Source organism: Hyphomonas sp. (assembly GCF_022844445.1).
Classification (GTDB): Bacteria; Pseudomonadota; Alphaproteobacteria; order Caulobacterales; family Hyphomonadaceae; genus Hyphomonas.
Window position 1 is genome coordinate 81,858 of record NZ_JALHLS010000007.1, and the last position, 22,055, is coordinate 103,912.

A 22,055-nucleotide genomic window follows, 5' to 3' on the forward strand; every position below is an offset into this window, starting at 1 on the left:
CCATCCGGGCTGTGCTCAGGAAGCCCAATGACCGGACTGAGGTAACGCTGCCGGTCGCCAGCGCCGGCGATCGGAGACAACCTGGCCCCAAATGGCCCACTCCTCACCCATTGAAGGGGCCCCACTCCTTTATGTGACCGCGCAGCATGTTGCAGGCCGGACCGATTAGGGCGGCCGCATCCTTTCCAGCTTCGTAAACATAAGGGATGGTCGTTACACCGGCGAGGTCGCTCGGAAGCTTTACCTTCTCCTCACGTGGTTCCATCAGAATCGCCCGCTTCCTGCCCAGCCGGCCCATAAACAGGCCAAGTTCAAACACCACGTTGTCGCGAGGTGTTGGCCAATCTTTGCCCCGGAATAGCGTCATATCATCGCTGTGTGCGACCGCGATGGCGAAGTCGGAATCGTCGACAGCTCCCTCCAGCGACTCCAAGGCGTAGCTCGCGACCTTGAACACCCCGTCAGTCCAGAGCGTCACCACAAAGCCGTCATGCGACAGTGCATTCTGAATTAGCCGAGCCACGTCAAGCGCCTCGGCGGACGAGATTATGAAGACCTTAATCTTTTCGCGATGCGCGCCTATCAGCTTATTGCGTTCGAGCAGGCGGCGAGCCAACGCCTTGGCGATCACGCGGTATATGTCCGAGTGCCGCGTTGCGAGTTCGGTGACGTGCGCGTAGGCAATCTTGGCAACTAATGCGGGTTCGGCCGCAATTACATCCGCAGAACGCCGTTGCGCAGGTTCTATCAAGGCCATTTCACCAACGTGATCGCCGCGGCCCCTTATAGCGACTTCGCGGCCATTCACCACGATCTTGAAGGTGCCAGCGATAATCAGGAAGAGGTCGTTGTCGTCGCCTCCTTGGGCGACAATCGCCTCGCCTTCTGAAACCTCAATCACATCGGCGCACTCCGCGAGTTCTATGGCGAGGTCACGGCTGCCGCAGACAATTGCCTGCTGGAGCATTGCATCGATGAGGTTCAATTTTCCTGCGTCGCCGCGGAAACGATCTACAAGTACACTCATGTGAACGATCTCCAATACGTTGAAGAATAGATTTCGTCCTCGTTGTGCTCGCTCCATTTCCACTTGCGCCAGATATCTTCACCCTGTGCCCCCTTTTTTTGCGGAGCATCCAGGTAATCATACACGCGCTTTGTGATCCATGTCGGATTGTCGGCGCTTAGCGCGGTCAGCTTGGCGGCCAAATTGGCGGCATTACCGATCCACACAAGGTCATTGTCACCGCGAACACCCGTCCTTGCAGCCCGGATGGTCGATGTGTCGATCCCGATGACATGACGTATATTGAAGTCGGTGGTCCAGCGCTTATTCAACTCCGTCTGCACAACGTTCTTCACGGCGTAGTTGATCTCAAGGGCACATGACGCCGCTTCGTTTCGTTGCTGCTTAGAGATGAAGATGCCCATTACGCGATCGCCATCGTAGGAGATGATTGCCCCCCCATGTTTGCGGATTAGACGCGACGCCGCATAGAGGAACGTCTTGTAGACTTCTCCGGCGAATTCCCACTTCTTTCCTCCAACAAGGTCGGTCGATCCGTCGAGATCCGCGTATAGGATTGTCGCCGTTTCGAAACGGACCGCGTCGTTCGTCATCTTGAGATCGGTGGCGGCAGGCACGACCAATCCGTCACGGACCGTCCACTGTTTGCCGAAAGTAGCGGCCGCGTTCATTTTGATATCGTCTGCGACGCTCATAAGGATGACGTTGCCGCAATCAGTAGTTGGGATCAATCGCTGCTCTTAGGTTATGCACTGGATTGATCGATTGGCCGTAATTGGACGCATACCAGATGTGTGAGCGATGGAAGGAAAACGTCGGTGATCCGCGATCTCCGGACTGGCGCCAGATAGGCACCTGAACAACAAGATCGGATTGATCCTGCCGGTCAACGATTAAGATGACGAGAGCCAACCTGGCCCAAAGCCGCCAATCACTTCTGCCACGCAGCAGCAGCCCAAGCTGGTTGTAACAACCTGAAGGACGTCATTCCTTCTCAACGGAAGGACAGCAAATCAAAGCCTGAATTCTTGCGAACCGATTGCGGACAAACACTGCAGCAGAAACGCCGCTGTAAATTTTCCTCGTGACACTTTGTTCCGGACGTTGCGCTCACTTTCCAAAACGCCAACTTCAGCCAACTTCTCCACCACCTGTGCGTAAGTCAAACCCCTGCGTTTGATTTCAGCCTTGAGCAGGTTCGCCGCTTTTTCTTCCCACTCGCTTCGTAGTGGCATGCCATCCCCCCAAGAAAAAGCATCATAAATGATGACAAAAGCACTTTTATAGTTGCGCGCGGCTAGCGCGCGTGGTAGATTCTCTTTCACAGCATACTCAAAGGTGCGGAAAATGTCTCGACGTTCTGATGGAACGGCGAACGAAGGTGTGCGCAAGCAAGGGCCCACGCGAAGGCTGGTGCTCGGAGCGACCGCAGCGCCGCTGTTCGTCAATCTGAGTGCAGACCAGGTTGCACCTGCATGTGAAGCTTGGCTCGCCGACAACTCTAAGCGAGAACGCCTGATCAGGCGGTGGCAGCAGCTCGAAACCCGGCTCTTCAAATTGCACAATTGGTCAAAGCTTTCCGGCGACGAGCGCAATCAGTTCACCGAAAAGCATGAGATGGACAATCTCGACCAACGTATCGATATCCTTGGCGACAGGAATCGAGCGGTCCTTGCTTCTCTACCGGGGATGTTCGCGACTTCGTCGCGCGGCATCTGCGGAAAACTTGCAGTGGCGTTGATCGAGGTGTGTCCCGATGAAAACGAAGAGGCCCATCTCCTCATCGCAAGTATCCTCCGCGACTACCGCGCGCTCCACGGAAGCTGACAGTGGCTCTGAAGCCAAAGGCGGAGTCCATTTTCCAGTTGGCGTCCGATCCTGCTTTGCGTTCTGTCGACACACCAGAAGCCTCAGGCTCGAACTACTTCGCGCGCCTCACCCTTTGATCGCCAGTCGCAAAAAAGCCTCCTGCGCCGGACGAATCTTCAGGAAAAATACTGGTGCGGACACGGTGCGGACACGGTAGATCGGGATCGAACAAAGGACTTCTAAGTCCTTGATTTTATGGCGCACCCAAGAGGATTCGAACCTCTGACCTTTGCCTTCGGAGGGCAACACTCTATCCAGCTGAGCTATGGGTGCCTCGCCGAAGCCGGTGTTTAGGCGAAGGCGGGGGAGGGTGCAACCGGGATTGCGGGGGGACGAGTGCGTCAGGCGTTGGACGGGACGTCGTGATCCGCTAGGCTGGCGCGAAGTGTCCCTCACCCGGAGTTGCCCGTGAACCTGCGCCTGAAACGACTGATCCCTGCGGCGCTGGCCGCCTCTGCCTTCGTGTTTGCCGCTTGCCAGCGGGAAGGGCAGGCGACCGAGCCGGCGGTGGTGGCCGAAGCGGCGCCGGCGGCCTGCGAGCGCGCGGCGGACCCGGCCGTCATGGCCGAGGCGGAAGCGCGCGCCATCGCAGCGGCGCAGGCCAGCCGGGGCAGCGGCCAGCCGGCGATGTGGACCCTGAAGGACGAGGATACGACCCTGCACATTCTCGGCACGGTGCACCTGCTGCGGCCGGATCTTGAATGGCGCACGCCGGAGATCGGCGCAGCGATTGCGGCGGCTGATACGGTGGTGTTCGAAGCCGATACGACGAGCGCTGAGGCTGGCCGCGAACTGATGCAGTTCTTCTCGACCCAGGGCATGTTCACGGACGGCACGCAGCTGACGAGCCTGCTGACCGACGCTGAGACCGCCGTGCTGACCGAGGCGCTGACGCAGGTCGGCCTGCCGCTCGAGGCGGTGCAGCCGATGCGCCCCTGGTATGCGGCGCTGAATCTGTCGGTGATGCAGATGACGTCCGAAGGGTTTGATCCGGCCGCCGGCGTCGAGATGAAGATCGAGGCCGAGGCGGCGGGGCATGGCGCGGCGTTCGACTATCTCGAAACGGTTGACCAGCAGCTCGGCGAGTTTGCGCGGCTGGATGACTGCGCGCAGGTCGAGTTCCTGATGATGACGGCGGCGTCGCTCGACGAAGGCGTGGAGCTGCTGGACCTGCTCGTGTCTGAATGGGCGGATGGCGACGCGGCGGGCCTTGGCGCGCTGATGGCCTCGCCGGACTCGTTCGGCTCGCAGGCCGCGTATGAAGCGCTGCTGACCAACCGCAATGCGCGCTGGACCCCGATCATTGCCGGAAAGCTGGAAGAGCCCGGCACGCAGCTGATCGCGGTCGGCGCAGGCCACCTCGTCGGCGACAAGAGCGTGATCGCGATGCTGCGGGCAGAGGGCTATGAGGTCGCCGGGCCCTAGCGAAGCGCGGCGCTGACGTCGTCCGGAAACCGCCGCACCGGCAAGCTGACGCCTGGGCGCCTTCAGTACCTGCATCGCGGGTAGGTTGCGGCCGGGCTCAGTCCGCAGCGCGGCGCAGCGCCAGCAAGGCCTGGTCGAGCACCGCCTGACTGGACGAGCAGACGATCTGGCCGCCAAGCTTCGGCGGGTTGCCGCGCCAGTCGGTGGCAAGGCCGCCGGCGCCGCGCACGACCGGGATAAGCGCAGCAACGTCCCAGGACTTGAGCCCCGACTCGGCGACGAGGTCGATGGTGCCGCCCGCGAGGCGGGCATAGCCATAGGCGTCGAGGCCGTAACGCGTGATCCGGGCGGCGGACCGCAAGTGATTCCAGGCGCCCTGCTCGGGCGGCGAGAAGATGAAGGGATCGGTCGTCGAGATGGTGGCGAGGCGAAGGTCGTGGCAGCCGGAGACACGGATCGGCTGGCTGGTGGTCGCAGTGTCGAGCCGGGCGCCGCCGGGCCAGCCGATATAGCGCTCGCCGAGGACGGGCTGGTCGATGACGCCGATGACCGGCACGCCGTCCGGATCGACGAGGGCGATCAGGGTGGTCCACACCGGCAGGCCGGCGACGAAGGCGCGGGTGCCATCGATCGGGTCAAAGTACCAGCGATAGCCGGAGGAGGAGGGGGTTTCGGGAAACTCTTCGCCGGTGACGCCGTCCCGGGGGCGTTCTGCGGCGACAAGGGCGCGCATCGCCAGTTCGGCCGCGCGGTCGGCTTCAGTGACCGGGTCGATGCCGGCGCGGCCGGCCACAGAGCCCTTGTCGGTGACTTCGGAGAGGTTGCGGAAGTGAACGCGGATCGCCGCCCAGGCGGCATCGGCCAGCCAGGCGGCGAAAGCGAGATCAGCAGACAGATCGCGGGAGGAGGTCATCCGGCGAGGCGATGCCCCGCCGGCTGAAGGGCGTCAAGCAGCGCCGGTGCTCGTGTTGTCGCCTTCGAGGGCTTTCGCGAGCTCGAGGAGACGTTTGCGGGGGCGTTCACCAAGGCGGTAATAGGCGCGCACCAGTTCCAGCGTCTCCTTCTGGGAGAGGATGTCGCCTTCCATCTGTTCGGCGTCATTGGCAGCGTTCGGCATTGGATTGGCCGTCGGCATGCCGTCGAAGAAGTACTGGACGGTCACGTTCATGGCCCGGGAGAGGTCGAACAAGCGCGACGCGGTGATGCGATTGGCGCCGCACTCATATTTCTGGATTTGCTGGAAGCGCACGCCCACCTGAGAGGCCAGCTCCTGCTGGGTCATGCCAAGAAGGCGGCGGCGGCGGCGGAGCCGCTTGCCTACGTGCAGGTCAGTTTCATCAGCCATGGGTCCGTCTCCGATTGGCGTGGGACCGGTATCAGTCCCAAAACAGGAAATTCGCGCAATTTCTACGCAAACGGCGTGCCGGACGGCGGAATATGCCTGTTTTCAGGGCAAAGAAGGGTGCGCAAAGGGGTGCGGCAGAAAAAGATTTGGCGGTTTGTGCATCGCAACATAAGTTGGAGTTGCACTTCGGTGCAACGCCTCTGGCGTTTCCTCCCTTTGACTTTGGCCGCGCCTCCGGGCGCGGCCTTTTTTCTTTCAGATCAGAGAGTTAGGTGAGGTTCAGCCGCGCGGGAGCAGGCGGGCAGCGTCGATGATCTCGGCCATCACCTGCTGCAGGGCATCCTTGAGGGTGACAAACCCGCTGGCCCGGGTAATCCGCTGCTCGTCCATATAGAGGCCGCGGTTGATTTCCACCTGCAGGGCGTGGATTCCCCGGCGGGGCCGGCCGTATCGGCGCGTCGTGTAACCGCCGGCATAGGGCGCATTGCGGGCCACCGTGAAGCCCTGGGCCCGGAAACTGCGCTCGATCCGGGACATCAGGCGGGCATCGGCGCTGGAGCCGAACCGGTCGCCCAGCACGATATCTGTCAGCATCCGGCGGCCGGGCTGGAGCGAGGGCATCGAGTGGCAGTCGATCAGCAGGGCGTGGCCGTGGGCCCGGCGCAGCGCCTCCAGCTCGCGGGTCAGGTGCAGGTGGTAGGCGTCATGGACGTGGACGAGCCGCTCCTCTCCCTCGGCGCGGGACAGGAGGCGGGCATAGATCGCCTCGCCCCGGGCGCCGACGCGCGGCAGGCAGCCGAGCCCGGCCTCGACCCGGGCGGTCGGCAAGGCGCAGGGGCGGGGCGGGCCGTCGTGGAACATCTCGGCGTCCAGTTCGTGCGGATCGCGGTTGAGATCCACGACCGAGCGGCCGTAGCGGGCGGCGACGAGGCCGGCGCCGAGGCCGGGCGCTCCGGCGAACAGCTCGTCGATGAAGGCGTCTTCGGTCCGCCGCACGTCGATCAGCGGGACGCAGAGCGCCGCCTGCATGGTGGCGGGGTAGTGCGAACCGGAATGGGGGCTGGCAAACAGGACCGGCGCAGCCGGCGCGGCGGCGGGCGTATGGTCAAACGGCGGCTGTGTCAGTCCCACCGCCGGCAAAGGCTCTGGCAGCGGGTCGAGCCGCACGGCAGGAGAGGTTTCGCGCATCGCCCTAATGGGTTGGGAACCGGCCATCAGGTCAAGGACTTTCCTGTGGATCGCGTAAAGATTAGGGCGCGGGCGCAGCTGTTGTTCACGACTGATTTACCTTCCTTCGCCTTTATGCGGTAATCAGCCCCGACTCGTTCGGTATGAGGACAGCGTGACCAAGATCCTGCTCGCGGAAGACGATGATTCAATGCGCGGCTTCCTGGCAGCGGCGCTTCGCCGTGCCGGGCACGACGTTCAGGACTATGCGGATGGCGAAGGCGCGCTTCAGGCGCTCGAACGTGAAGTCTTCGACCTTCTGCTGACCGATATCGTGATGCCGGGCCTCGACGGGATCGAGCTGGCCCGGCGCGGCGCCGAACTCGACCCCGCCATGAAGATCGTCTTCATCACCGGCTTTGCCGCCGTGGCGCTTTCCTCCGGTGCGCCGACGCCGGCGGGCGCGAAAGTCCTCTCCAAGCCCTTCCACCTGCGCGAAATCGTGGAGGAAGTGGACAAGGTGATGGCGGCCTGACTTACCCCAGATAGTTCAGCAGGCTGCGCGCGGCGTTCTGTGCGCTGACCGCTGCCGTATCCGACAGCATCGCGTCCCTGCCCACCCAGTCACCGGCGAGGCACACGCCGGGCATGCCGGGCACGTCGACATCCGGACGGGGCACTGCGAGGGTCGGCAGGGCGTAGACGACCGGCATCGCAATCAGCCGCTGACGGCGCACAACGTGATCGCGCCAGCCGGGCAGGGTGAGATCGGCGAGGCTTTCCAGTTCTTCGGTCGCCTCCGGGCCAGGCGCCTCGTCCGGCGCAAGGTAACGCGCGAAGTGGGCCAGAACGCCGCCGGGCGGGGTGAGCCGCGCGGTAGCCGAGTGAACCGAGGCGTAGAGCGGGCGGTCGATGCCGAGCACGAAGTCGTGGCTGCCTTCGGGGCGGCGGCGGAGGGCGAGGTCCAGTGTGTTGGCGCGGCAGGTCCGGAGGTTGGCGAACCGGCCAGGCGCGCCGATGAGGGCGGCTGCGGCGTCCGGCGGGCAGGCGAGGATAACGCCGGCCGCGTGCAGCGTCTCACCTGCGGCGAGGTGGACTGACCAGCCGGACGCCGCGCGCGTCAGCGCCTTGGCCGCGGCGCAGGTGCGGATCGCTGCGCCCGCGGCCTCAGCCTTTTCGAGCAGGCCGTCGGCCAGCGTCTGCCAACCCTCATTCACATAGAGCGTGCCGCCGAGCGCGAGGCGGATTTGCGCGATCGCCTCGGCGGCGGGGACTTCGCCTTCGGCATGCGCATAGCTTGAGAGGCGGAGCAGCGCGGACAGGGCGCCGCGAACGCGGGGGCGCAGGCGTTGCGCATCGGCCCAGTTGGCAAACGAGCCGGGCGGCGTCCCTGCCTCGTTCAGCTTTGCCATGACGCTGACGAAGCCGGCCTTGTCTGCGATATCGAACAGGCTGGTCGTCATCAGGGAGGCGGCGCCGGACGGGAGGGTGTGCAGCTTGCCGCTGCGCAGCGCCTTGCGCTGGATCTCGCGCGGCTCGCCGGCATAGGCGACACCGATCCGGTCAAGCGCCTGCCGGAAGGCGCCGCGGAGATAGAGGGCGTGCGGGCCCTGGTTGATCGCGTAGCCCTCCTCCCGCCGGGTCTGCGCCCGACCGCCGGGGCGCGCCGCGGCCTCAAGGACAGTTACGGACGCGCCGGCTGCGGCAAGATCGTGGGCGGCGATCAGGCCGGCGATACCCGCGCCGATGACGAGGATGGAGGAGGCCATGTGGCGGGATCCTTTATTCGGACATTTATTATCCGATATATGCCGGATGAAAAATATCCGCAATGATAATCCAAAGGAGGATGATCCGATGCGCATGGGAGAAGGGGTGGAGTGGGCGGCGCATGCCTGCGTGCTGCTGTCGGCCCTGCCAGACGGAACGGGCCTGCCAGCTGCGGCGATTGCCGCTTATCACGATGTACCGCCCGCCTACCTTGCCAAGCATATGCAGGCGCTGGCGCGGGCGGGGATCGTGACCTCGGCGCGGGGCGCTGCGGGCGGATACCGCCTGGCGCGGCCGCCGCAGGAAATCAGCCTGATGCAGATTGCAGACGCGGTGGACGGCAGTGAACCGGCGTTCCGCTGTACCGAGATCCGCCAGCGCGGGCCTTGCGGGGCCAAGCCGGAGGAGTGCACCAAGACCTGCGGGATCGCGGCGGCCTTCTGGGCGGCGGAGCGGGCCTACCGGCGCCAGCTTGAGGGGGTAAGCCTCGCCGCGATCGTCGCGTCGCTGACGGGCCGGCCGGATCCCGGAAAGTTCGCCCGGGTGAAGGCCTGGCTGGAGCAGAATGCGAACGGTTGAGGGGGCAGCGGCGAGGCGAAAGCCCGCTTGACGCCGAACGCCGGATTGTCCAATACGCACCCTTCGCAATGCGCGGCCTTTTCTGGCCGGGCGAGCGGGCGGTTAGCTCAGCGGTAGAGCACTACGTTGACATCGTAGGGGTCACAAGTTCGAACCTTGTACCGCCCACCATTTCCAGCATGTTTCGACCGCTTTGCAGGCGGTCAGTCCGGCGGCCGCCGTTTTCTAGACGACCACCCGATGCTTTGCTTTCTGGCCCAGCGCCTCGGTAAATGGGGACGAGGTGTTCAGCAAATGTCTGATTGCCTGCGCGGACATCGGTTTTCCGAACAGGTAGCCCTGAATGTCGTCGCAACCTGCCGCTGCCAGACGGATCCGCTGGATTTCGGTTTCGACGCCTTCAGCAATGACATCGAGCCGCAGCGCGCGGGCGAGTCGGACGATGGCATTGACCACGGCGTCAGCGCTGGGATCGGCGCCGAGGTTCGAAATGAACGACCGGTCGATCTTGATTTTGTCGATCGGGTAGCGCTGCAGGTAGCTCAGGCTGGAATAGCCGGTGCCAAAATCGTCAAGGGCGATGCGGAAGCCGAGGGCGCGCAAGTCTGCAAGTGTCTGCAGCGTGGAGCGATCGTCGCCAAGGAGCAGGCCTTCGGTGATCTCGAGCTCTATTCGTTCGACATCAACGCCGGTTTCCGAAACCAGCGCAGCGAGATTCGGCAGGAACTCAGATAGCCGGAACTGCGCTGCGGAAATGTTCACGGCGACCCGAAGGTTGCCCAGCTGCTTGCTGTCCTCGAACGCGCGCCTCAGCACGAACATGCCCAGAGAATCGATCAGGTCGCTTTCTTCCGCGACCGGAACAAACAACGCGGGCGGCACCTGGCCGCGAACAGAATGGTTCCAGCGCACAAGTGCTTCGACACCGTAGAGTTCGCCGCCGTGGTGGACCTGCGGCTGGTAGGCAACAGAGAGATCGCCGTTCGCGAGAGCAGCGCGCAGATCCTCGCGCATTTCCAGGCGCTGGCGCAGGTTGGCATCCATGTCCGGCACGAACCAGGCATATTGCGCTCGCCCGGCCGTCTTCGCGCGGTTCAGGGCCAGATCGGCACGGCGCAGGCACTCGAGCCCATCGAGGTTTGCATCCTCAATCAGCGTTACACCGACCGTGCACCCTGAGAACACGCGGCCCGCCGCAATCTCAAGAGGCTCGTTTGCCAGTTGGATCAGGCGCATCGCCAAGGCGTCAGCGCTCTCGCGAGTGGCATTGGTCTGCAGGATTCCAAACTCGTCCTTGCCAAGTCTGGCCAGCGTGTCGCTGGGCCCGCAAGCCTCTGCGAACAGCCGGCACACCTTGAGGATGAGGTCATCACTGGCCTGCTGGCCGAAACTGTCATTGATCTCGCTGAACCGGTCCAGATCGATGCTGAGTACGGCGAAGCCCTGCTGATCGGCACGGACCGCGTCGAGCGCGCTGCGCAGACGCTCTACCAGAAGCAGACGATTGGGAAGGCCGGTCAGGGCATCGTGGTAGGCAAGGTGGGTTACACGTGCCTCACTCGCAACAAGGCGCTCCGTAGCCTGACGACCCTTGCCCTGGTAGCGCATGGCCAGGATGATGAGGGCTGTCAGTGCAATGAAGACGAGCGGCATCGACAGGCGCAGCATCTCCGCGCCGGGACGCTGAGGGCGCCACTGGACGAGCGCGACTGCTCGTCCGGAAGAGTCGCGCAGGAAAAGCGCGGCATGGCCCGGCAGACGAGCTTCTGTGGGCGCGCTGAGCGTAGCCTCCCGCAGGAGGTAGCGGTCTGCCAGGACCGTCAGAAAATCCTGATCAATGATTTCGCCCGAGACAAGCACGGCGGACCTGGAAGTCTGCGGCAGCGCCAGTCCGAAATCGGGCTGCACCAGTGTTGCTGTCAGGGCGAGCGGACCAAGGTCCGTCTGCGAAATGGATGTCGAATAGATCACTTTCGGCGGCTGGCCGTCCATGGCGCTCATGTGATCGGCAATCGGCCCGCGGCGGCGTTCAGCAGCCCGTACATTCTCGACGAGCGGAGCAGCGGCGGCGAGCGCGGAGCCGACTTTGGACAAAGCGCCGGGGTCGTCCTGCAGCTTCGCGTAAATGGGTGCGTCAGTCCGGTCGAGCACGACTGCAAGATCAAGGTCCAGAACACCGGACAGGTATTCGCCGATATTGGATTCGGTCCATTCCGGATCGAACGAGACATCGAGGTTCCTGACAGCCTCATCCCAGAGAGCAACAGCTGTGGGGCGCCGCGCGTGCTCGTCGAGGAGGCCGCTGAAGCCGTTCTGGAAAAGGGCTTGCTCACGCTCGACCGCGGACCGGTCCGCCATGTTCGCAAAGGCCATGAGCGCAATGATGACGCCTATGCCCAGGGACGCGCTTACTAGCGTCAGCGGCCATTTCTGCCCGCTATCCAGCAACTTGTTCCTCATGGGGCCCGGGACCTAACTCTTATACGCGGGATTACCTTCCCACAGCGGCGTAAAGGCCCGGTTTGAAAGCCGGTGAAATTCAAACGAAATTGGTGACAGCCAAGGGCCGAGGGTGTGCCGGTGCATTTCAACCTCCCCCGCGCGACTGGCCCCCGGGGAGCTGGGCGATCTCCCTGATTCTTCCTGGCCGGATCAATCCTGGCGCGGCGCAGGCGCAACCCTTGTGATCTCGCCGGCGCGCGAAGGTTTTCGTCGTTTTTCGATAAACAATCCCTTGTACGCCGCCGCGCCGTCGCTACGTATAGGGCAACGTCCCGCAGACCTCGCGGGCCGCAAGGGAGATTTTGATTATGGCAGTGACCAAGAGCCCGACGGCGCTTCAGTATCTCGACAAGGCAATGGGCGGGCTGAAGCAGCTTGGCCTCGTGCCGGGCGGAAAAAGCGGAGCCGCGCCGATTGTTGCGCTGCTGGAGCAGATTGCCGATCTCGAGCCGGACAAAGTCGCTGCAGTTGCGCGCACGCTCGACCAGGCGAGCCTTTTCAACGACGTGGTGCGCGAGCAGGTGGCCGGCATTACGGTGGGCGAACGCTATGAGACGATCACCAAGGCGTTCAACTCGATCCGCGACGATGCAAAGTCGCTGGTCGACCAGTACGCGGATGGCAAGATTTCCACGATGGAGCGTGCCTCGAACGCCTGGATGAAGATGACCCGCGGGGACATCGCGGCCCGGTTCGGCAAAATCAAGGGCACCTATCTTGAGGTGCAGGAAGAGACTGCCAACCAGATCGACCGGGAACGCAAGATCCTGGAGGCCTATCTCGATTTCCGCGGCGCAATGAAACAGTCCGAAGTGCTGGCGCTGGAAGTGCTGAAGACGGCGGCAGCCAAACTGGAGGTGGCCCGCGCGGCTGTCGGCGAAGCGGTGGCAACGCTGGGCGCCTATGCCGGCACCGACGCGGCCGAGCGCGCCACGCTCGAGCTGACCCGCGACGAGAAGCTGCGCTTCCTTCAGAACGAGGAGAAGCGCTACCAGATCGCCAAGGACCTCTCGGACAATATCACCATCGGCTACAACACGTCGGAAGTCGTGATGGCGCGGCTTGTACAGACGACGACCGCCAAGGACCGCGTGTATGCGCAGTCGGTCAGCTTCTTCTCGACGAACGAAGTGGTCCTGACAGCCCTGACGGCGAGCTTCACGGGCATGCACGGCCTGCATGAGAGCACGCAGACGCTTGAAGCGATGAAGAAGGGTGTGAATCAGAGCCTTGAGGTGCTCGCCGACATTGGCGGTAAGGTCCAGGAAGCGGCTGTGAAAGCCGGCTACGGGCCGACCGTTTCGGCGGCTTCGGTCAAGATGCTGGTCGACTCGGTTGTATCCTATCAGGAGCGCACACAGACGATCATCGCGGAGATGCGCAAGCTGTCGACCCAGAACTCCGAGGAGATCCGCGAGGCGGTTGAAGACGGCAAGCGCCGGCTGACCAAGCTGATCGAGGAGGGCGCGACCCTCGCGCTGCTGCCGAAACCGTGAGCGATACCGCCGTTCCGGCAGTCCGTGACAAAAGCAAGCTCGACGATGTCCTTCTCGCGATGGATGTCGTCGACACGCTGCGGCACCGGGAGCAGCTGGTCCTGACCGAGCTGGATGCCGGCGCGCGGGAAGCGGCGCTGCTTGGGCGGCTGAAGGACATTTATGCCGCCCAGGGCATCGATGTGCCGGAACGTATCCTGAAGGAAGGCGTGAAGGCGCTCGAGGAAAAGCGGTTTCTGTATGAGCCGCCGAAGCCGTCTCTCAGCGTGAGCCTCGCGAAACTCTATATCACGCGCGATCGCTGGCTGGCGCCTGCGATGTTTGCACTGGTTGCAGCGGCGGCCCTGTTGGGAGCCTGGCAGATCGGCGTGGTGGCGCCGGCGAAGGCCGAGGCACAGCGCGTGCAGATCGAGCTGACACAGACATTGCCGGCAGAGCTCACGCGGCTGCACGGCGAGATCGCTGCCGCTGCGCTGGAGGATGGAGCAAGGCTCCAGGCGCAGGCGTTGCTGTCGGATGGACGCAAGGCGGTTGGAGCCGGCGATGCGGCGGCGGCGCGCCTTGCCGTGACCGGCTTGCAGACACTGCAGGCAGATCTTCTGGCGATCTATCAGGTGCGTGTCGTCTATGGTCCGGGCGAAGAATACACGGGCGTGTTCCGGATTCCGGACGACGTACCAGGCGCGCGCAATTTCTACCTGATTGTCGAAGCGGTGGATCTGGCAGGACGACTGGTCGAGGTGCCGGTTACGAGCGAGGAAGATCGCAAGTCGGCGCGGGTGACACGTTGGGGCCAGCGTGTGAGCGAGGCCGTCTTCAACGGCGTCGCCGCCGACAAGGGCGACGACCAGATCGTTCAGAATGCCATAATCGGACAGAAGACCGCCGGGTACCTGAGTCCTCAGTATACGGTGGAAACGCCGGGTGGGGCGATTCTCGAATGGTGACCGCATGAGCCATCCCCTGAACGGGCGCGACGCGCTGGCGTTGCTGGACAATCAAGTCAGCCGGCTGCGCCAGTCGATGGCCGCTGCAATCGCGGACGCGGACGGCGTCGAGGCGCGGCGCGGCGCGATTCAGCGCGAACAGGCCGCTGCCTATGGCGCGCTCGCAGCAATGCGGCTCGACCTGATGCAGGCGGGCGGTGACGGCGCCGAGTTTGGTAGGCTGGAAGCCGCAGCGCGCGCCCTGACCGAGCGTCATGCCGCGTTCGTCGCAGCAGAGAAGGCGGCGCTTGAGACAGCCGAGGCGGCACTCGGCGCGCTGGAAGCCAAGCGCGCCCAGCTGGCCGCCCGTCATGATGCGGCGGTTGAAACCTATGAGAGCCGCGTTGCCGAAGCGGAAGCGAGCCTGAAGGGCAGCGCAGCCTACACGGCGCTGGTTGAGGCGGCGGAAGAGGCCCGCGCTGTGACGCAGCGCGCCGGGCAGAAGCTGGAACTTGCACGCAACGACCGTACGGAGAAGGGCGCGCCGTACGAGCAGGATCCGCTATTCAGCTATCTATGGAAGCGCAGGTTCCGTTCGCCCGAATACAAGGCGGGTGGGGTTATCCGTATGCTGGATAGCTGGGTCGCGAAGCTCTGCCGGTATGACCAGGCGTTCCTGAACTACCAGCGCCTGACAGAGTTGCCGGACCGGATCGCCGAACATGCGGTGTTTGTGGCGGGGCTGGAAGACAAGGCGGAAGCAGCGCTGGTCGAAGCTGAAGAGCGGGCGATGCGCGAGGCCGGCATCGAGGCGCTGCAGGGTGAGGCGGACCTGCTCAAGGCTGGGATTGCGGTTTGTGATGGAGAGATCGCTGCGGCCGAAGAGGCGCACCGCGCAATGGCGCAGCGCCATGAGGCGGCGCTGAAGGAAGAGGCGGGCCCGGCGGTGGAGGCGCGCGAGCTGCTGGCGGCAGAGCTGCGCAAGGCGAGTTTTCCGGACCTGCGCATACTTACGGCGGAAACGGTCGAGCTTGAAGATGACCGGCTGGTGGATGCCTTGGTGCGTCTGCGGGCGGAAGAAATATCGCTGGACCTTGAAGCGGGCAAGCGGCTGGTACGCCCCGGCGTGCTGCGCGAGGACCTGGCCCGGATGGAAGCCCTCCGGCGCCAGTTCAAAGAGGCGCGGTTCGACAGTCCGTATGCCCTCATGTCGCGCGCGGCGTTTGACGAGATGATGTCAAACCTGATGAAGGGCGACATGGATGTGCGCGACACCCTGCGCGGCCTGAGCCGTTCGGTACGCCGGGCCGAGCCGCAGGCCCATCCGGATTTTGGCGGTCGCAGCCGGCAGGATACGATTGGCCTGCCCGACATCATGGGCGGCGTGATCGGGGGCATCCTCGGCGAAGTGCTCGAGGAAGTGATCAAGGAAACCACGCGGGGCAGCGGCGGCTATGGCAGCGGGCCGATCTTTCCGGGGCCGCCGAAACGTCCCTCGCGTTCTTCGTCCTCAGGCGGACGGTCTTTCCCAAGCGGGGGAGGGCGCAGCGGACACGGCGGGCGACGCGGCGGCGGCTTCAAGACCGGCGGCGGTTTCTAGAGGCCCAGCTGCCCTTTCGCGAGAATGCCGCGCTGGATTTCGTTCGAGCCCGCATAGATCGAGCCCGCCCGGTCGTTGAGGTATTTCGCGGACACGGTGACGGCGCTTTCCGGGCCGACGAGCGGCGTGTTGAGGCCTTCGAAGCCGGGCACCGGCCCGCCGGGCGAGGTATGGTGAGGCTGGAAGGGCGCGCCATAGGCGCCGGCGAGTTCGAGCGCGAGTTCGGTCAGGTGCTGGCTAAGCTCGGTGCCGCGGATCTTCATCATCGAGGCCTTGAGGCCGGGCGTGCCGCCGCCGGCGAGTTCTGACATCATCTGCAGTTCTGCCGCTTCGAGTGTCTGGGCTCCAGCCTCTGCCTGCGAGAGCTTGCGGCCGAAATCGGCGTCGAGCAGGCCTTCCTCCGCTGCGATTTGGCGCAGGCTGCGCAGGCGGGCGAGCAGGCGGGGCCCGTAGGACGAGCCGCCGCGTTCGAACTCAAGGAGATATTTCGCGACCGTCCAGCCCTCATTGACCTTGCCGATGACGTTGGCCTTTGGCACGCGCACGTCGGTGAAGAAGACGGCGTTCTGGATATGCTCGCCGGAGAGCATGAGGATGGGATCGACGCGCACACCGGGCAGGCCCATGTCGATCAGGATGAAAGTGATGCCCTGCTGCTGCTTGCCGGACGAATCCGTCCGTACAAGGCAGAACATCATGTTGGCCTCGTGCGCATGGGTCGTCCAGATCTTGGAGCCGTTGCAGATGTAGTGATCACCGTCCTCGACGGCTGACATGGTGAGCGCGGCGAGGTCGGAGCCTGCATGCGGCTCGGAATAGCCCTGGCACCAGAAATCTTCACCCGAAAGGATGCGGGGGAGGTAGTAGTCCTTCTGCGCTTTCGAGCCATGGCCGATGAGGGCAGGGCCGCACATGCCGATGCCCATGGGCGACAGCGGCGGGGCGCCGGCGCGGGCCATTTCGACATCGAAGATATAGCGCTGCGCAACGGACCAGTTGGTGCCGCCATACTCTGCCGGCCAGGACGGCGCGGCCCAGCCCTGCTTCACCAAGATACGCTGCCATTCCATGGCGACGGGCTTGGTTGAATAGACGCTGGTCATACGTTTTGCGTAGGCGCGCAGGTCGGCGCTGAGGTTCCTGTCGAGGAAGTCGCGGACTTCTTCGCGGAAGGCTTCTTCGTCCCGGGTGAAGGCGAGTTTCATGCAGAGACTTCCTTTGGTAAGGCGCGGTTGCGGGCGGATTCGAGAAGGCGGGCGCGTTCGGCTTCGCTTTTCCAGAGGAAGCTGCGCGGCAGGCCGAGACGCTCGCAGGCCTGCGCGGCCGGGCCGTTCAGGTCCGGGGTGCGCTCGGCCAGTCTGGCCATGGCTTTCACGGTGAGGCTGCCCACCGGCGAGAGATTGTATTCCGGGCCGAGGCCGAGGCGCTCGCGCACCGGTTCCGGCAGGATGTCCACCGCGGCGTGCACGAGCGCGCTCTGCAGACCCTTTGGCACTGCCGGCGCCGCAAGGCCGGACTTCATGATGTCGAGAAACTCGGTGTTGATCGGATGAGGCTCGAACCGGGGGAGGAGGCGCTCCATCATCGCATTGAAATCGGCCAGCGAGCGCAGCGGCGTCTCGACGCCGTAAAGACGCACGACCGGTTCCGAGGCGATAAAGTAGCTGTTGATCTCCTCATCCGTCAGATTGCGGACAAACCGGTGATAGGCGGTCACGAAGCCGAAGCCGGCCGTGGCGCTGACCCAGTCCAGCAAGTCGGTATCGAGGGCGCGATAGTCCTCGCCCGCCGGTGTCTGGCCGCTGACGCGGGCGTGCATGTTGTTGACGCCCAGGATGACGCGGCGGGCGGCGCTGGCCGGGCCGTAGGTGCCGACCATCGCGGCTGTGCCGGTACGTTTTGAGCGGCCGATGGGATCGGTCTTGAAAACGGAATGGTCCCAGACGCCCGATCGGATACGTGCATCGGCGAACTCGAGCAGGACCGCGCAGATGCCGCCGATGGCGAGGGCTACAGGGTTCTTGAAGACCTGCCAGTTTACGGAATCAGGGGAAACGAGCGCAGGTTCTCCCGGCGGCGAGGTGTAGTCCACCTTCCAGCCAAGATATGTCTTCAGGTCGCTCATGCTTCTCCTCCCAGAGACAGGCCAAGGCTAACGCGGGCGTCTGCGGCCGGAAAGACGCGACGTGGCGTCATCCGCAACAATAGCAAACGTCAGCCTGCGGGCCGAGCTGTCATACCTGATAGGAAACGCTGGCCGGGACGCAGCGTCAGGTCGGCGGGGCGGGCGCGTTGCGCACGTCGGCGTTCATCGTGGCAAGCTTCACGCTGATCACGTAGGCCTTTTTGGAATCCATGTTGGCGAGGATCAGGCCGGCCTGTTCGCTGGGGATAAGGCGCAGGAAACCGGCGGCAAAGGACGGGTCCATCTGGTTGAAGATCGAGGCGGCCGCATCCGGCTTCATGGCGCTGTACATGCCGGCAAGGTGCTTGATGTCCTGGTCGGACGCGCCCTGGATCTGCTGCCAGCGCGCTTCGAGCGTTTCCTGCAGCGCGGTGAGTTCTGCCGTCTGGGTCTCGAGTTCCTTTTCCCAGGTCTGAAGGGCGAGCTTTTCGTTCTTCAGCTCTTCCTTCTGGGATTCGAACAGCCACTGGTCTTCCGCCAACATTGCAGCGGACTTGTCTGTGAAGCAGACCTCCTGGACGCTGGCGGGATCCTTCGGTGTGCCTGCTTCGGTCTTGGCCGCTTCTGCGGTCGTCGGCGCAGCGGATTTCACGCCGATATCTTCGGCGAAGGCGAGGCCGTTCGGCAGGAAGCGCGTTGCGCCGCCGATGGTGAAGAGGACGCCGAGCGTCAGCAGCACATGCGAGGTGTTGTTCTTGACGAATGACATAGGGTTCTTCGCAGCCTTCGGATGGACCGGCCTGCGAGCGGAATGACCCGCGCGCAAAGCTTACCGAAAGATTTCACGCTTCGGGCTAATTATTCGTAAACTTCCGGGCCGGTTTTGCTAACCTTTGCAGCCAGCGCGTGTCAGGCAGAGCGCGAGCGCGTCAGCAGGGAGCCGGCCGGCGCGGGGGAGGCAGACAGGGCGCCGGCCGCTTCATCCGACATCGTGCGCATCTGCCGCATCAGGCCGGTCATTTCGGCGACGCGCTCTTTGGACTGGTCGAGCACGGTGCGCATCATCACGTAGAGGTCCATCTGGGCAGTGTGGACTTCGTCCGTGGCACTGGCCTTGGCGAGGTCGACCGAGGCGATCGTCTCCTCCAGCTTGCGGCAGGTGGCTTCAGCTTCCGAGATCAGATGGGCGAGACGTGTGGCCATGGATTCCACCCGCACTCGGGTGTCCTGCGTGGTCGAGGACATCTGCGCAATGGAAGAGGACAGAGCCGTGATCGTCGCGCCGAGCCCGTCCTTGGTGTTCTGGAGCGCTTTCAGGCGCTTGCTCAGGACGAAACAGTAGATGCAGGCCGCAAAGGACACCAGGAAGATCGCGATATCCGTGGGCTGGACACTCATTTCACTACCTCAGGAGGAACTCGGTGATCAGGACGCCGTTAGACACACCACTGCCTAGCACAAGCTCAGACCGCCGGGCGAGTTGTTCGCGCATCCGCGGATAGAAGCCCGGGTCCTCGAAGTCCTTCATCTCGATGGAGCGCAAATAGGTGTTGAACGCGTCGAGCAGGACCGGTTCGGCGGCCTGGACCGCTGCGGTATTCACCGAATCAGTCATGACGGAGATGTTCATCTTAAGGTAGCGCGTCGCTGGGGCGCTGCCAACCGTGATGACCATCTCCTGCAGCTGGACATAGGCCTGGTCCGCCTTCAGGGCCGGCTTGACTTCGGCGTCGGCACCGAGATCCCCGGGCTCGCAGGCGGCGGTGGCCGCGGATGGCGGGGGCGTCAGGAAATAAACAAGGCCGAAGGAACTCACGAGCGAGGCGGCGCCAAGCATGAGGAGGCCCATCATGCCGCCGGCAGGCTTCGCCGGCGCATCTGCTGCCTCAGCTTGAGGTTTAGCTTCAGCTTTCTTGTCTGGCTTCTTGGCCATTGGATCCCCGATTGTGCCGTGCACCACAGGGCCGGTTAGACCAATCCGGGGTAAAGATAACCTTAACGATTTGGCCGCTAATCTTAATCATTAGACCAGAATCAGACCCGATCGGGGCAGTTTGTTCATGAAGTTTATCGAGACGCTAAGAGCCTTGCCCTTGCCGCGTCAGCTGCTCCTCGCGGCTGCCGTGCTGGGGATCGTGTTTGCCATGAGCTTCATGGTGCAGAACGCGACCAAGGAACCGATGGCGCTGCTGTATTCCGGCCTCGAGCCACAATATGCCGGCGAGATCATCGAGAAGCTCGACCAGAGTGGCACGCCGTACGAGATCAAGGGCGGCGCGATCTTCATTCCGGAAGGTCAGCGCGATCAGGTTCGCTTTGAGCTCGCGAAGGAAGGTCTGCCGCGCCAGTCCGTGCAGGGCTATGAACTCCTCGACGAAGTCAACGGCTTCTCCGTTACGTCGGAAATGTACAATGCGTCCTACTGGCGCGCCAAGGAAGGCGAGCTGACCCGCACCATCCTTGCCATTCCCGGGATTTCCTCCGCACGCGTACATATCGGTGCGAGCCTGCGGTCGGGATTTGCGCGCTCGCAGGCCGCCCAGACAGCGTCTGTTACAATCTCCACCACCCATACCTTGTCCAAGGGCCAGGCCGAAGCGATCCAGTATCTTGTGGCACTCGCGGTCTCCGGCCTGAACCCGCAGGATGTGGCCGTCATTGACCCGACCAAGGGCATTCTTGCAGGCCCGAAGACGGACAACATGGCAGAGCCGACCATGGCGGCGGAAGACCAGTCCAAGGCGCTGGAGATGAAGATCGCCAGCCTGCTTGAAGCACGTGTCGGCATGGGCAATGCGCGCGTATCTGTGTCGATGGACGTCAGCCGGGATCGCCAGCGCATCTCGACGGTTTCGTTTGACCCGCAGTCTAAAGTCGTCCGCAACCGGACGACCAACGACGCCAGTGAAACCGGTAGCGGCGGCAGTTCGGGCGCGCTGACGGTGGCAAGCAATCTGCCGCAGGAAGAGGGCGCGGGCGCCGGCGGCACTCCCAGCTCCAACGCGATGAAGAATTCCTCTGAGAGCATTGCCTATGAGATCAACGAGACCCGCACCGAGATCGAGAAACTGCCCGGTCAGGTCGAGCGGATTTCGATTGCGGTTCTCCTCAACGAACAGTCCCTCGGAATTGACCCGGCCGCCGCCGATGCGGCAACGGTCCGTGAAAAGATGATTTCCGACCTGACCGCGCTTGTAACTTCCGGCGCTGGCCTCAACCTCGAGCGCGGAGACACGATCTCGGTAGAGCTCATGCCGTTCCAGCAACCGGCCGCCGATGACCTCGTCGCGGCGCCCGGCATGGTGGAACAGCTGATCGAGCGCTATTTCTGGTCAGGCCTTCAAGCCTTGCTGCTTGGCATTGTCGTGATCGTACTGGCCTTCGGTGTCGTGCGCCCGATGCTGATGCCCAAGCCGAAAGCCGGTGCAGACGCGCTCGCGCCTAGCCAGGGCGCCGGCGCGGCGACGGCGGCTGTCGCAGGCGCAGCAGCAGGCACGGGCGTGGGCGGGGAGTCCGATCCGTTCAACTATCTCAAGGACTACGCCAAAGAGCGCCAGGACGAGACCGCCGCGCTGCTTCAGCAGTGGCTGAACGAAGACCAGAAGGTCGCCGTCAATGAGTGATGCCGTGTTTGCAAACCTGCCGCGGTTCGATGCGAACGCAGGGCGGACCCGCGCCCCCGGCAGCTGGCTGAAGGAACTGGATGGTCACGCGCCGCCCGATCTGGTGGAGAAGCCGGCGCCGCGCCTGCCGGAGCCAGCTGTGAAAGCAGACGCACCGGTCGTGGAGGCATCGCCGCAGCCACTGGATCTGAAGAAGATCGAGGCTTCGCTGATCACGCTGAACAGCCGGCTCGACAAGATCGAGCGGGAGGCGCACGCGCAGACGCTGCAGACGATCCAGTCGGTTGCGGCGAAACTGTTTCCCGAACTGTCACGCGAGTTCCTCGCTGAAGAGATCGGCCGGCATCTGGCTGCGCTGGTGCCGGCGTCTGCAGCGGTGGTGGAAATCCGCGCCGAGGCGAGCCTTGCCGACAAGCTGCGCGTTCTGGTCGAACGCACGCCGTCGCTGGCGCATCGCTGCACGGTCACTTCCGTTGCTGCCGAAGGGCAGGGGAATGTCGAAGTGTCCTGGCAGGCAGGCGGCCTTTCCTTTGATTTCGACGGGCTGCTGCAAGCCTGCCTGTCGCACCTGACTTCAACCCATACTGCCACCAAGGAGTAG

Annotated in this window: 22 protein-coding genes and 2 tRNA genes; 10 read left to right on the plus strand and 14 right to left on the minus strand. The window is 63.7% G+C overall.

The window, feature by feature from the left end; genetic code table 11:
* Positions 1-103: 103 nt before the first annotated feature.
* The 3 genes from Q0C17_RS09765 to Q0C17_RS09775 form a co-directional block, all read right to left on the minus strand.
* Positions 104-1,027 (minus strand): TIR domain-containing protein, encoded by a 924-nt coding sequence (locus Q0C17_RS09765; RefSeq protein WP_291205126.1) that lies wholly within the window; start codon positions 1,025-1,027, stop codon positions 104-106.
* Complete coding sequence (locus Q0C17_RS09770) at positions 1,024-1,758, minus strand: adenylate/guanylate cyclase domain-containing protein (RefSeq protein ID WP_291205129.1); 735 nt, start codon at positions 1,756-1,758, stop codon at positions 1,024-1,026. The genes Q0C17_RS09765 and Q0C17_RS09770 overlap by 4 nt, the downstream gene beginning before the upstream one ends.
* Positions 1,759-2,040: 282 nt before the next feature.
* Positions 2,041-2,352, minus strand: a complete 312-nt coding sequence (locus Q0C17_RS09775) for a DUF6471 domain-containing protein (RefSeq protein ID WP_291205132.1) — start codon at positions 2,350-2,352, stop codon at positions 2,041-2,043.
* A 22-nt stretch (positions 2,353-2,374) separates the two neighbouring features.
* Here Q0C17_RS09775 and Q0C17_RS09780 point away from each other — a divergent pair, with 22 nt between their 5' ends.
* Positions 2,375-2,854 (plus strand): hypothetical protein, encoded by a 480-nt coding sequence (locus Q0C17_RS09780; protein WP_291205135.1) that lies wholly within the window; start codon positions 2,375-2,377, stop codon positions 2,852-2,854.
* Between the two features lie 238 nt (positions 2,855-3,092).
* Here the strand turns inward: Q0C17_RS09780 and Q0C17_RS09785 are convergent.
* A tRNA-Arg gene (locus tag Q0C17_RS09785) sits at positions 3,093-3,169 on the minus strand.
* Positions 3,170-3,304: 135 nt separating this feature from the next.
* On the opposite strand from Q0C17_RS09785, the gene Q0C17_RS09790 reads away from it, so the two are divergent.
* Entirely contained in the window at positions 3,305-4,321 is a 1,017-nt protein-coding gene (locus Q0C17_RS09790; RefSeq protein ID WP_291205138.1) for a TraB/GumN family protein, read from the plus strand.
* Between the two features lie 97 nt (positions 4,322-4,418).
* Here Q0C17_RS09790 and Q0C17_RS09795 read toward each other — a convergent pair whose 3' ends face one another.
* The 3 genes from Q0C17_RS09795 to Q0C17_RS09805 form a co-directional block, all read right to left on the minus strand.
* Positions 4,419-5,234 carry an inositol monophosphatase family protein gene (locus Q0C17_RS09795; protein ID WP_291205140.1) on the minus strand — a complete coding sequence of 272 codons (816 nt, stop codon included), beginning with the start codon at positions 5,232-5,234 and terminating at the stop codon, positions 4,419-4,421.
* A 33-nt stretch (positions 5,235-5,267) separates the two neighbouring features.
* Positions 5,268-5,666, minus strand: a complete 399-nt coding sequence (locus Q0C17_RS09800; protein ID WP_291205144.1) for a helix-turn-helix domain-containing protein — start codon at positions 5,664-5,666, stop codon at positions 5,268-5,270.
* 279 nt (positions 5,667-5,945) lie between these two features.
* Positions 5,946-6,881 carry an N-formylglutamate amidohydrolase gene (locus Q0C17_RS09805; protein WP_291205147.1) on the minus strand — a complete coding sequence of 312 codons (936 nt, stop codon included), beginning with the start codon at positions 6,879-6,881 and terminating at the stop codon, positions 5,946-5,948.
* A gap of 127 nt (positions 6,882-7,008) precedes the next feature.
* Between Q0C17_RS09805 and cpdR the strand changes: the two genes are divergently transcribed.
* Positions 7,009-7,368 (plus strand): cell cycle two-component system response regulator CpdR, encoded by a 360-nt coding sequence (gene cpdR / locus Q0C17_RS09810; RefSeq protein WP_291039089.1) that lies wholly within the window; start codon positions 7,009-7,011, stop codon positions 7,366-7,368.
* A 1-nt stretch (position 7,369) separates the two neighbouring features.
* Here the strand turns inward: cpdR and Q0C17_RS09815 are convergent, their stop codons facing one another.
* The gene (locus Q0C17_RS09815) at positions 7,370-8,602 is read right to left on the minus strand and encodes an FAD-dependent oxidoreductase (RefSeq protein ID WP_291205150.1); all 1,233 of its coding nucleotides are present in this window, start codon (positions 8,600-8,602) and stop codon (positions 7,370-7,372) included.
* 88 nt (positions 8,603-8,690) lie between these two features.
* Between Q0C17_RS09815 and Q0C17_RS09820 the strand changes: the two genes are divergently transcribed.
* Complete coding sequence (locus tag Q0C17_RS09820; protein ID WP_291205153.1) at positions 8,691-9,182, plus strand: Rrf2 family transcriptional regulator; 492 nt, start codon at positions 8,691-8,693, stop codon at positions 9,180-9,182.
* Positions 9,183-9,278: 96 nt separating this feature from the next.
* A tRNA-Val gene (locus Q0C17_RS09825) sits at positions 9,279-9,353 on the plus strand.
* A 54-nt stretch (positions 9,354-9,407) separates the two neighbouring features.
* On the opposite strand, the gene Q0C17_RS09830 is transcribed toward Q0C17_RS09825, so the two are convergent.
* Positions 9,408-11,642 (minus strand): EAL domain-containing protein, encoded by a 2,235-nt coding sequence (locus Q0C17_RS09830; RefSeq protein WP_291205155.1) that lies wholly within the window; start codon positions 11,640-11,642, stop codon positions 9,408-9,410.
* Positions 11,643-11,992: 350 nt separating this feature from the next.
* Here Q0C17_RS09830 and Q0C17_RS09835 point away from each other — a divergent pair, with 350 nt between their 5' ends.
* The 3 genes from Q0C17_RS09835 to Q0C17_RS09845 are packed head-to-tail and all read left to right on the plus strand — an operon-like array spanning position 11,993 to position 15,706.
* On the plus strand, positions 11,993-13,180 hold the full coding sequence (locus Q0C17_RS09835) for a cell surface protein (RefSeq protein WP_291205159.1): 1,188 nt from the start codon (positions 11,993-11,995) through the stop codon (positions 13,178-13,180).
* Complete coding sequence (locus tag Q0C17_RS09840) at positions 13,177-14,127, plus strand: DUF6384 family protein (protein WP_291205161.1); 951 nt, start codon at positions 13,177-13,179, stop codon at positions 14,125-14,127. The genes Q0C17_RS09835 and Q0C17_RS09840 overlap by 4 nt, the downstream gene beginning before the upstream one ends.
* 4 nt (positions 14,128-14,131) lie before the next feature.
* Positions 14,132-15,706: a hypothetical protein gene (locus tag Q0C17_RS09845; RefSeq protein ID WP_291205162.1), complete on the plus strand. Its 1,575-nt coding sequence runs from the start codon at positions 14,132-14,134 to the stop codon at positions 15,704-15,706.
* Here Q0C17_RS09845 and Q0C17_RS09850 read toward each other — a convergent pair.
* The 5 genes from Q0C17_RS09850 to Q0C17_RS09870 all read right to left on the minus strand — a co-directional run bounded on the left by Q0C17_RS09850 (position 15,703) and on the right by Q0C17_RS09870 (position 19,764).
* Positions 15,703-16,911 (minus strand): acyl-CoA dehydrogenase family protein, encoded by a 1,209-nt coding sequence (locus tag Q0C17_RS09850; RefSeq protein WP_291205165.1) that lies wholly within the window; start codon positions 16,909-16,911, stop codon positions 15,703-15,705. The two genes, Q0C17_RS09845 and Q0C17_RS09850, sit on opposite strands and share 4 nt — an antisense overlap.
* Positions 16,908-17,831 (minus strand): oxygenase MpaB family protein, encoded by a 924-nt coding sequence (locus Q0C17_RS09855; RefSeq protein WP_291205168.1) that lies wholly within the window; start codon positions 17,829-17,831, stop codon positions 16,908-16,910. The genes Q0C17_RS09850 and Q0C17_RS09855 overlap by 4 nt, the downstream gene beginning before the upstream one ends.
* 145 nt (positions 17,832-17,976) lie before the next feature.
* Positions 17,977-18,600 carry a hypothetical protein gene (locus tag Q0C17_RS09860; protein ID WP_291205170.1) on the minus strand — a complete coding sequence of 208 codons (624 nt, stop codon included), beginning with the start codon at positions 18,598-18,600 and terminating at the stop codon, positions 17,977-17,979.
* 140 nt (positions 18,601-18,740) lie between these two features.
* Entirely contained in the window at positions 18,741-19,229 is a 489-nt protein-coding gene (locus tag Q0C17_RS09865; RefSeq protein ID WP_291205173.1) for a hypothetical protein, read from the minus strand.
* A gap of 4 nt (positions 19,230-19,233) precedes the next feature.
* Positions 19,234-19,764, minus strand: coding sequence for a flagellar basal body-associated FliL family protein (locus Q0C17_RS09870; protein WP_291205175.1), 531 nt, complete (start codon positions 19,762-19,764; stop codon positions 19,234-19,236).
* A gap of 127 nt (positions 19,765-19,891) precedes the next feature.
* Here Q0C17_RS09870 and fliF point away from each other — a divergent pair, with 127 nt between their 5' ends.
* Positions 19,892-21,454 carry a flagellar basal-body MS-ring/collar protein FliF gene (gene fliF, locus Q0C17_RS09875; RefSeq protein ID WP_291205178.1) on the plus strand — a complete coding sequence of 521 codons (1,563 nt, stop codon included), beginning with the start codon at positions 19,892-19,894 and terminating at the stop codon, positions 21,452-21,454.
* A complete protein-coding gene (locus Q0C17_RS09880) occupies positions 21,447-22,055 on the plus strand; it encodes a hypothetical protein (protein ID WP_291205180.1) in 609 nt (202 codons plus the stop codon). Before fliF ends, Q0C17_RS09880 begins: the two co-directional genes overlap by 8 nt.